Raw genomic sequence first — 15,358 nt, forward strand, 5'->3', positions numbered from 1 at the left:
TTTTTTTCTGATTTCCATCTTGATTGTTTTGAGGTGGTTGAACTGGCTTTTCTTCTTTCCCTTGTACTTCTTTATTATTTGTATCATCGTTCTTAGGATGAGTTGGCTCTTTCGGTTTCACTACCTGTTGCTGAGATGCGTTCGGTTGACCATTCCCTTGTGTTGATTGATTCCCTTGATTCGTCTCTCTTTTTTGAACGTTTGTTGAATCCAGCTTCTTTTCTACCACTGATTGTTTATTACTTTCTTCCTGTCCTTTCGGGATAGGGATATTACTTTGTTTTTGCTCTTTAATCTCTGTTTTCGGTTCTTCCTTTGGAGCTTCTTGTTTCTTTTCCACATCAAATTCAATCTTGTCTCCGTTTAATTTAACAGGCAAAACATCCACTACGAAATTTGCAGGTACTAACACATCATCTGATGTATACATCGGCTCCCAATACGTAGGGAATGTAAAACCTCCTACTTTTTCTTTTTTATATGGTTGTAATTCACCATCTACATAAGCACAGGCAGATTTTTCGTGTATTTTAATTGATTTGTTACCTACAATGTATACTTTGTAATTACCATTCTCATCGCTACCTTCTTGGACTTGACCTTTCATTTCATCAAGTAACTTTTTCATAGGGACTACCTTTTCTCCTTGAACGTCTTGTACTGCAATTTCTTTCTTTTCTGTATCAGCATGAGCTGTAAGAGGTAACCCCGCTGTTAAAACAACTCCTGTCGCAAATAAAGAAAGCATTTTATTTTTATTTTTAATGTTCATGTTATCTACTCCTCTCAAAAATATATTAACTATAGTATATAATTTAACTGATGTTCAGTAAACTATATTTCACTATTATCATTGAATTATTTTATTTTATGTTGGAATTATTTTATATATCATTGTTATTACAAAAAAAGAGTTGCACCTTTAGAATGCAACTCCTCTTTTTATTTGTTATTAATTTGAATTGTAGATGTTTCTCCATCCCAAAGCATATCGAAACCAAAAATATCTATCATTTCTTGAATTTCTGCCATAAATATATCATTCTTGTATTCAGGACTTGTAGCTATTTTTACGTCTCTTCCATTTAGAGAGATTGTGTCGTTCTTGTCTTTGTACACGACAACGTTATTATCCTTCTTCAACGTTAAGACATCTTCTTTTCTCTCAACAGTTGCTCCAAGCTCTTTAGCTATTTGCTCAACAGGTAATAACACTCGCTCATCTTTTACGATTGGATTTGTTTCTAACTCTATTGATTTATCAGCAATTTTTACGTTCTTCGCTTGCTTACTTACAATTCTTTCTTCTAAGCTTTCAGACTTCCCGATTCTTGTTTCCATAATTCGTATGTCTACTTTTTCAAAGTCTTTAAAAATTGACTCTATCTCTTCTTTTGAGTATTCTTTTTTCGCATCTTTCACGAGGATAGGTTTCCCTTCCACAATTACAAGCATCTTTCCTTTATCTTCTACAACGTATCCTTTAGACTTAACAGATACTTGATAGAGAATGTCCTTAAATTGTTCATAGGAAGCTGTCCCGTTTAAGGCTACACGAATACCCGAATCATAGTAGTAGGGTTTTTCCCCCTTTTTATCTACAGTGTATTGTAGCGTCAAATTGCTTTCAGGGTTTTGTTCTTTCACAAGATAATCCCAATTCTCAGGAACCTCTTGTTTCACATTTCCACCACCATAATCCACGTAATCTAAGATACCACAATATACATAGTCCATTTTAGGTACTTCACCTTTATCTTTCTTTTCCTGTACACCATCAGCATAGAACGTTGTAATTTTGTAGCACATATCCCCTTCTTTTTCATACGTAACAGACTCTGAGCGAATCGGCTCTGGTTTCACTGACTCTTGATTTTCTTGCTTACCTTCCATCTCACCACTTTTTTCAAATTCCGCTAATTTATTCTCTCTACCTTCATCTATAACTCTTTGAATCTCTTCTTTCGATGGTGCATCGGGTACTTTAATAGAACCATCAGGGTTCATTGCTTCCATACCAGGAGGACTTGTTATAATAAATTGGATGTCAGAAACGTTTTTCATCAGCGTATCTCGAATCTCAGGGATTTGATTTGTGTTATTGATATAGAATAGATACGTTTTATAGAAAGTACCAGTACCTTTCTTGATTTGAGAAGTCAATTGATTATGGAATGATATTATCTTGTTGTTTTTCTCTGTACCTTCTAACTTATTTATCGTATTAAAGATTTTATCAAAGGCTTGGTCATAGATATCGTTGTTTTTATGGACAATATAATCCTTAGGTTCCAACGGTTTATGCATATCTATAAAAGCGACAATAGCCTTATCAATATCTTCTGGATTCATTGTCTGTTCCGCATTATCAATTATCTTCATCAATTCATTTGCATTATCAATAATATTTTTGTTAAATTCTTTTTGAATTTGAGCTTCTTTTACATCCTCATCAGCATGAGCCATTGTTGTGTTGCCAATAAAACTACTCGCTATAACTCCTACTGAAAGAACTGCCATTAATTTTTTATTCATATTTTCCCCCTCTTTCGTTATGTAATATCAAAAATCAAACATTCTTTTTTGTTATATTTTATTTAAATTTATTTTTTAAAATTTTATCAACAACTATTATTTAATTTTACTATTTAACAAAATATTATATTCTACTATCAACGCTTTATTTTTTCCTATAAAATAATATTTTGTTTTATGTTTATAATGTTTTTTCTTAAAACTCCACAACATTCGCTAATATTTGCTAAATCCAGTCCATAATAAACAAAAAGTCTTACCCATTTTATATGGATAAGACTCTGTTTAGCACCCCGCAAGGTTTATGCCTTCTATATTAAATTGAACACTAACATTATTATTCCATATGTTAAGAGAAGGATACCCTAACGCTTTTATATTTCTTGGTTCTTGCATTTCTTGATAGATATTAGCTCTATTAAACATAATGATTTCTAATTTTTTCTCTTTTAACTTCAGATGATTTTTATTTTCGCCCATATAGTAAACTTTATCCACTTTAAAACCCTTCAGTCCAAAATTTGGTTTGGAAAATGCCTCACCAAATGGTTTTAACACATCTAATTCTTCCACCAAATCAACTGTAACATCTTTAGGTTCTACAACTGTATCTACCATAATACGAGGGATAAAATCAGCTTCCGTCAACTGAGATTCGGCAAGACTACAAATTTTTTCTTCAAATGCTTCTAAATGCTCTTCTTTTAAAGATAATCCTCCTGCCATTGGATGTCCACCATAGCTAATTAAATATTCTTTCGTTTCATCAAAGGCTTTCTTAATATGAAAATTAGGAATACTACGAGCTGAACCTTTAATGAATCCATGCCCCTCCGCAAGAACAATAACAGGTCTAAAATATCTTTCTTTTAATCTACCTGCAATTAATCCAACAATCCCTTCATGGAACGAAGGATGATAAATAACAATGACAGGTTTGATACCTTTTTCTTCTACCATCTGAATTGCTAATGCTTCTTGCTCTTCCGTAATTTGTTTGCGATACTCATTTGTTTCAATAACTTTCTCTACAATCTCAGGAATTTTTTCCTCATCTTGCGAAACAAACATTTCAATGGCTTCATCAACATCACCCGTAATTCGCCCTAATGCATTAATCATGGGAACATATTTGAATCCGTATGTCTCTTCTGTAATCTCCTTAACTCCCGTTTTCTCTTGTAATACTTTAAACACATGTCTTTGGGCACGTTTTACTTGGCGAATGCTTTCTGTTACAAACACCCTATTCTCATCAATAAGAGGCATAATGTCTCCTACTGTTGCAATCCCCACAATATCAATCATATCTTGTACATAGTCTAAATCTTTATCTAATTCCCAATAAAGCTGAAGCATTACTTTATAAATAACACTTGCTCCACAAAGATCTTTAAAAGGATACTCACAGTCATGTCTCTTTGGGTTTACAACTGCATCAGCTTCTTCTGGAAGATGGTCGCCTGGGTCATGGTGGTCTGTAACAATCACTGTTAACCCTAATTCTTTCGCTTTCTTAATTCCTTCATATGCCACAATCCCATTATCAACTGTTAGTACAACATCTACATCAGGATATTTCTTCATCATATCCTCTAATCCAAGTACATTCATTCCATATCCATGTTTGAATCTATTATTAACAAAGTAACTAACCTTTGCTCCTAAATTCCTTAAAGCTAAAACAGCAACTGAGGTTGCCGATACCCCATCACAATCGTAGTCTCCATATACTACAATGTGTAGGTTGTTTTCAATTGCGTGACTAAGAAGTGAGACTGCTTTATCACTATCTTTCATTAATTGCGGATTATGCATATCAGTAATATCCATATGTAGAAACGATTCAATTTTTTCTACCGTATCAAATCCTCTATTATATAATATCTCCAAGACACAATCTGCTAAATGATTTAACTCTTTAGCATTTCTTAAATCTTGTAACTTACTTCTTCGTTCAACTGTGTTCTCTGGGCGAATCCACTTTGTCTTCAAATGTTCATTCATATTACCATCACCTTCCTTTTATTAACTATAGTAAATAAAAATATTGTTGTAAAGTATTATAGTCAATAAAAAAAGGTTTTACATAAAAAAAGATTATCGAGAACTCTTATAGAATGTATACTAAAAGATAAGAGATAAGAGAAAATAGATAGATACAAGGGGATGATAGATTGATAGTTGCAGGAAAAGTAGCCCTATGGTTTGCTGTCGTATATCTTTTTACTTATTTAATATTGTTGTCTTTTACAGATAAACTAACAAAGAAGGATAGTAGGTTCAATATTTTGCTCTTTAGAAAATTTTGGTACCTACTATTTGTAATCGGTGCATGTTATGTTGTTACGAATTATCCCATTACTGAGAAGAACTCATTACAATTCCTATATGCTTTTATCTCTGCTGTATTAATAGATATAGCAGTCTTTCAAACACCTTTAGTCAAAAAAATAGGTCCTACCGAATTAAATGAACCGATAGAAGCTTTAAAGGATAGTAATCAATTGGTACTATCCTTTAGCGAAAAAATGAAGTCTCTTGTTACATATATAGGAGATGTAACTATTGAAGAAAATATACAAGATGATACAATGTACATAACAGGGTTGTCCAATGTATTAAAAAACTATGGAGAAGATAATAGAATTGATATATCATTAAATCGTTTCAGTTCTCATGCCGAAATGAGAGGACTTATTGACCTTCTCTCTTTGGACAACCGTACAGAAGCTATTGGGACATTAGTTGACAAAAAAACCTTTTATAGCAAAGATAGTAAAATCGCCCTTGCTCCAATAACGGTGTTAGAACAAGAGTATATTTTGCAAATCTCTTCTAAGAAAGTTATAACAGAAATAGATGTAGATATTTTTTTCTTACTAATACATGTCTATGATTTAGCAATTTGTGAACGTGATGAGAGAGGAGCTGTTGAAGATGGGGAAAACGTCTGAAAAATCTAATGGACAAGCTGTACAAAATGATTTTCGCAATATAAGACAAAAGAGAAGAAGTAGGGTTTCTACTCCAACAACTGCCAGTATGAGTCCATATACAAAACGAATCATTGATAAAAATGAAAACATTCTTAAAGAATACAGTATAAACTCTCGTTAAAACGGGAATAAATGGAGATGTACAAAGGTACATCTTCTTTTTCATTCCATTGAGAGGTGGTTAATTTATGAGTAAAAAATCTGGTTCAAAAACTCCTGATTCAGGGATATCTCCACATACAAAAGAGATACTTGAGAAATCTGAGAATGCTATTAAGAATTCATCTTCCAATAGGTGATTACATCCAAAATAAAAAGGCCCTTTTGAGGGAGCCTTTCTTAAATCTCTTTTAGCCTTACATCATCTTCTAATCTACGAAGCATATAAGCTATTTGTTTACCAACATCATTAATATTCTCTTTAGAACTAAATTCAAATTGAACATTAATATTATACATTTTTACATCTGATGCAAAGTATGATTCAGAAGTGAAAATGCGTATTCCTTGCTTGTGATTGTCGCTAATACCTTTTAATACTTTATTAATTACAGCACACAAACGCATATCAACATATTGATGTAAAAAACCATTCTTCCTCATTAGAGTTTTTAGTTTTTTATCATCCGATACCTTGAAATAATTTTTTAAAAACTCTGCACCTAAACCAATATGTTTAACAACTACAGCAGTGTTTTTTTCGATATCTACATCAACAAAAAATTTTAAATGATACTGTTTTTGCGAGTGTCTTTGATGCCAATTTCTTTCAGATTGAACAGGCTGTGCATGTTTCTTTATTGAATCAGTAATCTCAATGATTTTTTTTAGCATTATCTTTTCTTCAGGCATTCTATATTGGCTCATTCCTTCTAATTGTCTCATAAGAGCATTAGCAGAGGGAGCAGATAGAACTATTTTCGCTTCTTCCGTATTTAATTTCTTGTGGATTAAATCCGTCATAGCTTCCTTCATAAAATTATCAGCTAAAGCACCTTCTAATCGAGTCTTTAATTCTACCAATTCCATACCTTTTTTGTTTAAAGTTGTGTTCATAACTTTTCTCTCCTTAGTAATTAAATTTGTAAAATCCCTGTTTTTTAAATATCCATTTATTATAGTTTTACAAATTAAAATCCATTACAAAACAAAGAAAAAAGCGTCAACACTATTTTCAGATTAAAATTGCAACGATTGCTAATGTAACCACAATACATATCGTTGAAACTACAAATTCATCACGATTTGTCCTGAACTTAGCTATTCGGAAATGCTTTTTGGTAAATGGATAGAAGAGAGGCACACCTGCTTTCGTCATACTATCTAATAATAGATGACTTAGACATCCAACTGTAATACCTATAACAAATTGCGAATATAGAACCTGTAAATATCCATCAAAGAACGTTGTACAAAAGAAGAGTAAGATGGATAAAAGCATCGTAAATATAAGAGTATGCGTAAGACCTCTATGACCAAAGACCTTATTAATACCCCAAGATAGGAATCTAAATTTCCTTCCCATTTTACTATCAGGATGGTCAATATCAAGTAATAAACCACCTATAAAACTTCCAATTAATAACGTTCCTGACAATAAGCACTTGTCGTAAGTAATCGGTGCATTCATCATGGCCGTACAAGCAATAACCCCTGCACAGACCCCACCAATTTTATGAGCATGATGATTCATTTTATATCACCCTTTCTTTATTGAAATGCCTTATTGTATTCATTTCAAAAGAATTTCAATCGAAAAAATGGGCGTACAAAAAAAGAGCCTGATATATTCAGACTCAGCTCTAATTTATTTTCTCTTATTTACAAGTGGCATTACAATTTTATCTAATTTTTTATATCTTTCTGTATATCGCTTATTAAACTCTGCTTGAAGTTGTTTTTTCGCTCTTGATTCAACAGCCTTTTTAGCCATGCCACGCTCTAAGGCGTTTTTAACATTTTGAATTTCCTGATGGATACGTTCTGAAATAAATAATTCTAACATTTCATCATATCGCTCTTTTGATACCTTTTCGTTTGTATCTTTATCGAAATAAGTGTACCCTGCTGTAGTGGAGTTCGAATCTTCTATTTCATCATTCGTTCTTTTTTCCATTTCCTTATCACGAATAATCTCCATTTCATACATATCTAAAAATAGTGTTTCTTCACCTGTTTCTTTTATACCTGAAGTCCATCCGATTTCTTTTAAATGGAATAATTCCTCTACTGCCATATCCAATACATAAGCTATTTTTATTGCCGAATCAATACCAGGCTTTACATTTTCTTTTATTACAGAACTAATGTATTGTTTTGACAATCCTGTCATCTTTGCTAAGTCTGCTTGTTCTAAACCTCGTTCTTTTAAAACTTCTTCTACTTTATTTGTTACGGTAATTTCACCATCAACAATTAAGTATCCTTTCCTCTTTAGCTCATCAAAATCCTTAATTTTCATAATCAAAACCTCACGTTCTCTATGATATCTTTCCTTTATTATATTTTGTAATTTGACTTCATTATATAATTCCCTTTAGTGTTTAGTCAATTATTTTTAACTAAAAAGAAATAATCACCTGCTATACAAGTGATTATAAGATATTTTTTATATATTCAATTGATTGCTGTAATACTTCATCTTTAGATAATGACGCATCCACTTTCTTAATTCGATTCGAATATTTTTCTTCAATAAGCAAATACCCCTCACGAACCTTTTTATGAAATTCCATAGATTTTTCATCAAACCGATTTGTTTCTCGATTATTTTGAGCAATTCGATTCAATGCAATAGTAGGTTCTACATCTAAATAAAGCGTTAGATGTGGCATGACTAATCCTTCAAGAGCTTGCGAGTTGATACTTAAGACATTATCCATACCAATACCTTGCACATATCCTTGATACACAATTGAGCTATCAACAAATCTATCACAAATAACGATTTTTCCTTCTGTTAATGCAGGGGAAATTTTATTTTTAAAGTGTTCTCTCCTTGCAGAAGCAAACAATAAAGCTTCTGTAATGGCATCCATCTCATTTTCCATAATAAGTTCTCTAATTTCTTCTGCTACTTTTACACCGCCTGGTTCCCTTGATGTTAAACATTCCATACCCTGTTCTTCTAAATAAAGAGAGAGACCTTGAATTAAAGCTGATTTACCTGAACCTTCTCCACCTTCAATAGAAACAAACAATCCTCTTGTACACATTTATAATATCCTCCTATTCAAACAAATATGTTTATATACCAAATTTATATATCCATAAATAAATATAGTAGGACTATAATACTTTTATTAACTATAGTCAAATTAATTATAAAGAATGATAGAACGAAATATCATAGAATATGACCTATTAAAAACATATGATAAAGAATCTAAACAACTATAGAAAGGGGATATTCGAATGAAATTAATACGAAATACAACTCAAAAAAGTCTATTTATTGTTACACTTGTTTATACATTTCTATTGTCTACATATTTAACACATGCACAATCTCTTTTAGGTGAAAAGTTTGCAGATGCTTTTAATGACTTTATGGCTGAATATAAATTCCATATTGCAGGTGGTATTGGATTTGGAGTCATGACAGGTATTTTAGCTTTCATCACTTTATTCATGAAATTAGGGGCACATGCAGATAATCCAACAAAACGAAAAGAAATCACGCACGAGTTATTTATTGTAGGGATTTGTACAAGCTTATTAGGTGCAATACCTCTTGTGTATATGCTATTTGTCTATATCTCCATAGGAGCATAATAAAAAGTACCGTAAATTACGGTACTTTTTATCGTTTAAAGGTAGAGGCTTTGGTTTCCATTAACGCTTCTACATCTGGAAGGTATCTTAAAAATGCACCTTTTTCATATAAAGGTCGTTTCATCCTTTCATATGTAGTAAAGCGATAATTTTTAATTTCTGTACAAGTATCTAAGATTTTTCCGCATTCTTTCGCTAAGACATCCGTTTCACTTACCACAAATAAAACTGGAGCAATATCACTATCATAGTAGTATTTCTTCCATGCATTTGTAATAATAAGTTGCTCTAATTTTTCAGCTTTTTGCCTAAATAATAGAGGGACATCAGCATCTCTACCAATTTCACCAAGGAAATATCTATGTTGACCTTCCAAGCCACCTATTTTCATGCAAAATTCAAAAGATGGAACAATGTTTTTATTTCCTACTCGCAATTCAGGATTTACATTAAAGAATACAATTTTCTCAGGACAAGTCTCCATTAACTGCAAGTAAAATTGAGTAGAAAGCAAGTCTTTTGCAATGATTTCAGATGATTTCATATTTGTAATCATATACCAATCAAATGTATCTTCTTTAGAATAGTGCGTAACTAAATATTTCCCACCTAAATCCAAGCAATAAAAAGGATACGAATCTTGTTTAATATGCTCTTCTTCAAAATCACCAAGCATAAACTTATTTAAAACTCGATTTTGTACTAATTTTTCCAATCGATTTCGAATTGCATAAATGGATGCACTCTCCTCAGAATCCTCGTTTAGAATCTGTAAATATTGTTGAATTTGACTTGCTGTTGCAAATCTAAACTTGAATAGGAATTTAGCAATCTCTAAATCTCGCTCTGTTAGTTTTCCATCGTTTTTCATTTTTATAATTTCATTTTTAGAAACGGTATTTGTAAATTTATTTTGAAACGTCTGTCTTAAGTCGTCAGGAATATCAGATATTTTATTTAACTCATTTAGATACATGACAACATCTCCTTTCGTGATATAAAGATAGCAAGAGATAAATACTCTTGCTATCTTATCCTCTGTTCTATTAGAATTCTATTCTTCAATGTCATCTGGTAAGATGTTAATGATTTTACCTCTGACTTTTTCTTCTTCTTTACGTACTTGTGTAATTCGGAAGCTAACACGCATATCTTCCTCGACTTCAATTGTTCCAGGAATTGGACATAACGCATCAATATTTTCTGCGATACATACGAAACAACCCCAAGGTTTCACACTTCTAATTCGACCTAATACAACTTGATTAGGTTCAAAGTTCTCTAAATTCATAGGCGAATCTGTTTTGTATTTCTCAACCGCTTGAACTAAAATACGATTATTTTTCGTTACTTTCGCTAATTTCACTTGTAAAACATCACCCACTTTGCTTACTTCACGTAAAGCAGTATAGCCTTCTGCGAAGTCCGAGTTGCGTAATAGTACAGCAATTCCTTTAATCTCTACATAAGCACCAAATGGTAAGATTTTTGTGATTTTAGCTTCGAACTCAGTTCCAGATTCTAATTCAGAAATTAACGCATCACGTTGTTTTTCTTGAACAACTTTACGAGAAGCGATTAAAACTCCTTTGTCTTCATCAACCGATACGATAACAAATGAAATTTTTCGCCCAATATAATTAACAAGTGAAGTTTTAACATCTCTCATATCAACTTCCTCACGGGCAATAATTACTTGCATTCCGTTTAATTCAGTCATCAGAATATCTGTATTTAGCAATTCACTTCGCTGTACTAAACGTACCATCCCATTAAATACTGTTCCTTTTTCGATTGCTTCTTTAATTTTTGTCATTTCCATGTGTAATTCCCCCTTATTTTTTCTGAAAAATTTTTCTTAATGAAGAAAATAAACCTGTTTTATTTTTATCAGCATTTTCTTCTGGCTTTTCAACATCTTCTGCATCATAAAACTTAGGATAATTTCGGTATTGTTCTTCATACATTTGTTTCAGAACTTTATCCCTTGGTGGTCGAATTGAATGCACCACTGGATGTGAACCATTATCTTTTGTTAATCCATTATATGATGATTCTTCACTAATTAATTCATTAACTGGTTCTAATGGTGTTTGACCCCCCTCAGATGGAGATACCTCTTTCCCTTCTAAGTTCACCTCATCCACATCAGATGTTTCTATTTTTTCAATATCATATGTTTTATCAGCAACATTATTACCGATAATGTTTTTATTATGTTTTATAATATGTTCATCTTTTTTTATTTTTTCATCATTAATTATTTTATCTTCTTTGATTATGGACATATTATTTTCTTCTTTTTGTATATCATTGTCATCTTTTGTCATAATTTCAAGATTAATTGTTTCCTCATTACCGCTTTCTTCTATAATCCTTGGAATCTGAAATAACGACTCGCTCTCTTTAACCTCTTCGAACTCTTCATTCTCAAAAATAACAACGGTCTTTTGTTCCGTTTTTTGGGGTGTGATAGCAAAGAGCTCATCTTCTTCATCATCAGAAGAAGAGATGACTACGACACCCTCTTTAGCTTCATTGTTTTGACTTTCATCACTTTCACTTACTTCTTCCCAAATAACTTCTGAATTAAGCTCCTCCTCAGAGCTTTCGTAGGGAAACTGATACCCTTCTTCTCTTAATCGTTCTATGATTACATCTACGCCCTTCCAAAGAAATGCGTTTTGAAATGGTTTTGGTACATAGTATGTAGCTCCGTTTGCAAGGGCTTTTTCTTTCATAGAATCGCTATAGTCTTCTGACATTGCTATGATTTTAGCATTTGGTTCTTTTGAAAGAATCTGTTTCATCGCATCAAATCCATCCATATCAGGAAGACTTAAATCCAAGACAATAAAATCAGGTTTCATTTTAAAATAATCAATAATCCCTTCTTTTCCTGTTTCAGATTCTTTTACAACTTCATACATAAATTCATCATCTGGTTTTTTTTCCATCGCTCTTTTTATTAACTCACGAACAAAATGGGCATCATCTATAACTAAAACTCGCAGAACCTTTTCCATTTTTCTCACCTTCCTCAAACATATTTCCTATCAAAGTATGTTATATTATATGTTTTTTTAAAAAAATATTCGTTTTCAGTCAGACGAACATCGCTTTACCTACTTCGATTAATACGTTTTAGTAAAGAATAATTGACAAAATGCGATTGAAATGCTAATCTGAAGAAAGATTAATATAGTGAAGGAGGATTTATTCCATGACTGAAATCATCGGGATTTGTTCTGTCGGAAAAATGTTTCGACCTAAAAAAGTTTTAAATGTGCCTCATAGAGGATTTATTTTTTATACATCTTATAAATCAAATTTTGGGGGAGAAGCGAAAGAAATCTCAATTCAATTCAATTTAAAGAATATTTATCCTGACAAAGAAATTATTCGAATTAATGTATCTACCGATATACCTGTTCTTATAAGAAAAGAATTGTTTACTGAATTAGATTCAAACACTGCTTTATCGAATGCACCCGATTGTTTTATTACGGAAAACAGACATTTAGTAAGACCTGATAGATACAATTTAAGAAAAAGAGGGATTTCAGAAGGTATTAAAAATCATAAAGGTGTTTTATTCTTTACTATCCTAATCGAGAGTGATGTACCTGAAGAAGAAGATAACCTTAATTTCATACTATATCCATCAGTAATTGATGGAGAGGAATATATCGTTGTGGAAAGTGAAGCTAACACTCCAGTTATTATCCATTCAGAAACAGGATTACTTTTACACAGCTAAGAGAGGCGTATTATCATGTTTAAAACAGGAAAACAATTCACATTAGAATTCGAAGTAAAGAAAATACTTCACGAAAATGCCGAAAGTAGATTCTATATTATTACGGCAAATATTTTAAATCACGATTCTGAAAATCAATTCCCTAAAGAAATGAGAATTCAAGGAAATTTCAACACGGTTCATAAAGGTGACAAATTCGAAGGGACAGGTGTTGTTCAATTACACAAAGTATATGGGTATTCCATTAAACTTACTGCTACTCCAACTGCCACCATCCCTCAAGTAAAAAAAGGATTAATAGATTTTATAAAAAAACGTGTTTCACGAGTCGGAATGAAAACAGCGAAAAAAATTGTAGATGAATTGGGATTAGAAGCCATTTCACTTATTGAAAAAGACTATAAAGTTTTAGTAAATATCGGTCTTACAGAAAAAAGAGCAAAGAGTATTCAAAACCAATTAGTTGAACATAAACGATTTGAGGAATTAGCTACATTCATTCAATCCTTTGACTTGGAATCCTCTGTAGCTATTCGAATTTACGAAGATTTAGGAGATACCAGTTTAGTAAAAGTAAAAGGAAATCCATATGTCGTATGTTCTATTTCAAAATTAGATTTTACACATGCAGATAAAATCGCTTATGCATTAGGAAAACCGAGTGATGGTGTAGAGCGAATTAAACACGCTATCTTGTTCTACATCGAACATAGAATGCAATCTAAAGGTGATATTTGTATTTTTAAAGACGAGTTACTGGATTCATTAGAAGAATTCATTGTTCGAGTCGGGGCATATCCAAAGAACCAGATGATTTCAGTACCGATTCAAAAAATAGATGCGATACTACAAGGATTATTTACTTCTGGTGCTCTTGTGACCGAGGAAAACAACGATGGAAAGGTATGCATCTATCGAGCAGATTATCACAGAATTGAAAACAATATCGTTTCTGGATTAAAAGAATTAGTACACTCTTTCAAGACTCCATTATGTCAAAGGATTCAAATTGATGATTTTATACAGGAATATGAGAAAGCATATTTCCCATTAGCTGAAAAACAAGCTGAAGCTGTGTATATGGCTTTGCTAAATGGTATTAGTATCTTAACTGGCGGCCCTGGAACAGGAAAAACTCAAACGACAAACACGATTGTACAATGTATAAAAAAAGTAAATCCTAAAGCTACTATCCTACTTTTAGCCCCTACAGGCAAAGCAAGTAAACGAATGACAGAATTAACAAATATGGATGCATCAACAATTCATAGAGGATTGGGTCTAAATAGCTTTGGTGGAACAAAAGAGTTGAATCAATTAACATCAGATTTTATTGTTGTAGATGAATTTAGTATGGTTGATGCATATTTAGCTAACAAACTGGTAAATAATATAGGTGAGAATACTCGTATTCTATTTGTTGGAGATGTTGACCAATTACCTTCTGTAGGACCAGGATTGATTTTACGAGATTTAATTAACAGTGGTAAAATCCCTGTTACGAAATTAGATAAGGTATTTCGTCAAGCTGAAAACTCACAAATCGTAATGAATTCATACAAGGTTATTAACGGAAAAACAACAAAAGACCCTGATGGAATTAGTTTTGACCACACAAAAGGTGACGAGTATTTCATTCAAGAGAAAAATTCATTAGTTATTCGCAAAAAAATTATTGATAGTATCCAAAGAATGATAGATAAATATAATTACAAATTAGATGACATCTGCTTACTATCACCTATGCGTATTGGGGACTTAGGAACTGATGAATTAAATCGTGCGATACAGTTACATTTTAATCCACCTAACTCTTCAATGGATTACCAAAGAGATGAGTTTACAACATTCCGAACTGGTGACAAAGTAATTCACACAGAAAACAATAAAGATTTAGGCGTATATAATGGTGAAGTTGGTGTTGTCTCTTCTATCTATACATATGAAGGCGAATTTAAGGTTGATGTAGAATATCCAGATAGAGAAGACCCTGTTGCTTATTCAGAAAAAGACATGGAACAATTACAACTGGCTTATGCAATTACCATTCATAAAAGCCAAGGTAGTGAATTCCCTATTGTCATCATGCCTTTCCACGAATCTCAATTAAGCATGTCTACTCGCAATTTAATTTATACAGGTAGAACAAGAGCAAAGAAAATTTTAATTAGTATTGGTGATGAAGAAACACTGAATAAAGGAATTTTAAAGGTTAGTGACACGAATAGAAATTCAAGAATCAAAGAAAAATTGCAGAAAGAATTATAAACTTCTTACAATATGTAAGAAG

At 32.1% G+C, this 15,358-nt stretch carries 14 protein-coding genes and 1 pseudogene; 5 read left to right on the plus strand and 10 right to left on the minus strand.

Features of this window, described 5'->3' with window-relative positions; genetic code table 11:
- The 3 genes and pseudogenes from V7S50_RS09130 to recJ all read right to left on the minus strand — a co-directional run.
- A pseudogene (locus tag V7S50_RS09130) lies at positions 1–772 on the minus strand (hypothetical protein); the annotation flags it as partial.
- A gap of 170 nt (positions 773–942) precedes the next feature.
- On the minus strand, positions 943–2,535 hold the full coding sequence (locus tag V7S50_RS09135) for a copper amine oxidase N-terminal domain-containing protein (RefSeq protein WP_336376228.1): 1,593 nt from the start codon (positions 2,533–2,535) through the stop codon (positions 943–945).
- A 285-nt stretch (positions 2,536–2,820) separates the two neighbouring features.
- On the minus strand, positions 2,821–4,542 hold the full coding sequence (gene recJ, locus V7S50_RS09140) for a single-stranded-DNA-specific exonuclease RecJ (RefSeq protein ID WP_336376227.1): 1,722 nt from the start codon (positions 4,540–4,542) through the stop codon (positions 2,821–2,823).
- A 170-nt stretch (positions 4,543–4,712) separates the two neighbouring features.
- Here recJ and V7S50_RS09145 point away from each other — a divergent pair, with 170 nt between their 5' ends.
- Entirely contained in the window at positions 4,713–5,492 is a 780-nt protein-coding gene (locus V7S50_RS09145; RefSeq protein WP_098297268.1) for a type II toxin-antitoxin system SpoIISA family toxin, read from the plus strand.
- Positions 5,476–5,655 carry a hypothetical protein gene (locus V7S50_RS09150; RefSeq protein WP_086877637.1) on the plus strand — a complete coding sequence of 60 codons (180 nt, stop codon included), beginning with the start codon at positions 5,476–5,478 and terminating at the stop codon, positions 5,653–5,655. Before V7S50_RS09145 ends, V7S50_RS09150 begins: the two co-directional genes overlap by 17 nt.
- A gap of 218 nt (positions 5,656–5,873) precedes the next feature.
- On the opposite strand, the gene V7S50_RS09155 is transcribed toward V7S50_RS09150, so the two are convergent.
- The 4 genes from V7S50_RS09155 to tmk form a co-directional block, all read right to left on the minus strand.
- On the minus strand, positions 5,874–6,590 hold the full coding sequence (locus tag V7S50_RS09155; protein ID WP_098615756.1) for a hypothetical protein: 717 nt from the start codon (positions 6,588–6,590) through the stop codon (positions 5,874–5,876).
- A 118-nt stretch (positions 6,591–6,708) separates the two neighbouring features.
- Entirely contained in the window at positions 6,709–7,227 is a 519-nt protein-coding gene (locus V7S50_RS09160; protein WP_001015460.1) for a metal-dependent hydrolase, read from the minus strand.
- A gap of 114 nt (positions 7,228–7,341) precedes the next feature.
- Positions 7,342–7,995 carry a helix-turn-helix transcriptional regulator gene (locus tag V7S50_RS09165; protein ID WP_336376226.1) on the minus strand — a complete coding sequence of 218 codons (654 nt, stop codon included), beginning with the start codon at positions 7,993–7,995 and terminating at the stop codon, positions 7,342–7,344.
- 133 nt (positions 7,996–8,128) lie between these two features.
- The gene (gene tmk, locus V7S50_RS09170) at positions 8,129–8,749 is read right to left on the minus strand and encodes a dTMP kinase (RefSeq protein WP_336376225.1); all 621 of its coding nucleotides are present in this window, start codon (positions 8,747–8,749) and stop codon (positions 8,129–8,131) included.
- A 199-nt stretch (positions 8,750–8,948) separates the two neighbouring features.
- Between tmk and V7S50_RS09175 the strand changes: the two genes are divergently transcribed.
- Positions 8,949–9,308: a hypothetical protein gene (locus V7S50_RS09175; RefSeq protein ID WP_336376224.1), complete on the plus strand. Its 360-nt coding sequence runs from the start codon at positions 8,949–8,951 to the stop codon at positions 9,306–9,308.
- Between the two features lie 28 nt (positions 9,309–9,336).
- On the opposite strand, the gene V7S50_RS09180 is transcribed toward V7S50_RS09175, so the two are convergent.
- The 3 genes from V7S50_RS09180 to V7S50_RS09190 form a co-directional block, all read right to left on the minus strand.
- The gene (locus V7S50_RS09180) at positions 9,337–10,284 is read right to left on the minus strand and encodes a hypothetical protein (RefSeq protein WP_000281095.1); all 948 of its coding nucleotides are present in this window, start codon (positions 10,282–10,284) and stop codon (positions 9,337–9,339) included.
- A 78-nt stretch (positions 10,285–10,362) separates the two neighbouring features.
- Positions 10,363–11,130, minus strand: a complete 768-nt coding sequence (locus V7S50_RS09185) for a S1 RNA-binding domain-containing protein (protein WP_000426104.1) — start codon at positions 11,128–11,130, stop codon at positions 10,363–10,365.
- A 13-nt stretch (positions 11,131–11,143) separates the two neighbouring features.
- Complete coding sequence (locus tag V7S50_RS09190) at positions 11,144–12,334, minus strand: response regulator (RefSeq protein ID WP_336376428.1); 1,191 nt, start codon at positions 12,332–12,334, stop codon at positions 11,144–11,146.
- A gap of 197 nt (positions 12,335–12,531) precedes the next feature.
- On the opposite strand from V7S50_RS09190, the gene V7S50_RS09195 reads away from it, so the two are divergent.
- Together V7S50_RS09195 and recD2 are read left to right on the plus strand one after the other, a co-directional pair.
- On the plus strand, positions 12,532–13,068 hold the full coding sequence (locus V7S50_RS09195) for a hypothetical protein (RefSeq protein ID WP_098297262.1): 537 nt from the start codon (positions 12,532–12,534) through the stop codon (positions 13,066–13,068).
- Positions 13,069–13,083: 15 nt separating this feature from the next.
- On the plus strand, positions 13,084–15,336 hold the full coding sequence (gene recD2, locus V7S50_RS09200; protein ID WP_336376223.1) for an SF1B family DNA helicase RecD2: 2,253 nt from the start codon (positions 13,084–13,086) through the stop codon (positions 15,334–15,336).
- Positions 15,337–15,358 lie beyond the last annotated feature (22 nt).

Origin of the sequence: Bacillus sp. CCNWLW194 (assembly GCF_037120585.1) — a bacterium.
GTDB classification, from domain to species: Bacteria; Bacillota; Bacilli; order Bacillales; family Bacillaceae_G; genus Bacillus_A; species Bacillus_A basilensis.

Bases quoted from the DNA above. Each gene is read 5' to 3' on its own strand.
- V7S50_RS09135 (WP_336376228.1), bottom strand. From the start codon at position 2,535: ATGAATAAAAAATTAATGGCAGTTCTTTCAGTAGGAGTTATAGCGAGT.
- recJ (WP_336376227.1), bottom strand. From the start codon at position 4,542: ATGAATGAACATTTGAAGACAAAGTGGATTCGCCCAGAGAACACAGTT.
- V7S50_RS09150 (WP_086877637.1), top strand. From the start codon at position 5,476: ATGGGGAAAACGTCTGAAAAATCTAATGGACAAGCTGTACAAAATGAT.
- V7S50_RS09155 (WP_098615756.1), bottom strand. From the start codon at position 6,590: ATGAACACAACTTTAAACAAAAAAGGTATGGAATTGGTAGAATTAAAG.
- V7S50_RS09160 (WP_001015460.1), bottom strand. From the start codon at position 7,227: ATGAATCATCATGCTCATAAAATTGGTGGGGTCTGTGCAGGGGTTATT.
- V7S50_RS09165 (WP_336376226.1), bottom strand. From the start codon at position 7,995: ATGAAAATTAAGGATTTTGATGAGCTAAAGAGGAAAGGATACTTAATT.
- tmk (WP_336376225.1), bottom strand. From the start codon at position 8,749: ATGTGTACAAGAGGATTGTTTGTTTCTATTGAAGGTGGAGAAGGTTCA.
- V7S50_RS09175 (WP_336376224.1), top strand. From the start codon at position 8,949: ATGAAATTAATACGAAATACAACTCAAAAAAGTCTATTTATTGTTACA.
- V7S50_RS09180 (WP_000281095.1), bottom strand. From the start codon at position 10,284: ATGTATCTAAATGAGTTAAATAAAATATCTGATATTCCTGACGACTTA.
- V7S50_RS09185 (WP_000426104.1), bottom strand. From the start codon at position 11,130: ATGGAAATGACAAAAATTAAAGAAGCAATCGAAAAAGGAACAGTATTT.
- V7S50_RS09190 (WP_336376428.1), bottom strand. From the start codon at position 12,334: ATGGAAAAGGTTCTGCGAGTTTTAGTTATAGATGATGCCCATTTTGTT.
- V7S50_RS09195 (WP_098297262.1), top strand. From the start codon at position 12,532: ATGACTGAAATCATCGGGATTTGTTCTGTCGGAAAAATGTTTCGACCT.
- recD2 (WP_336376223.1), top strand. From the start codon at position 13,084: ATGTTTAAAACAGGAAAACAATTCACATTAGAATTCGAAGTAAAGAAA.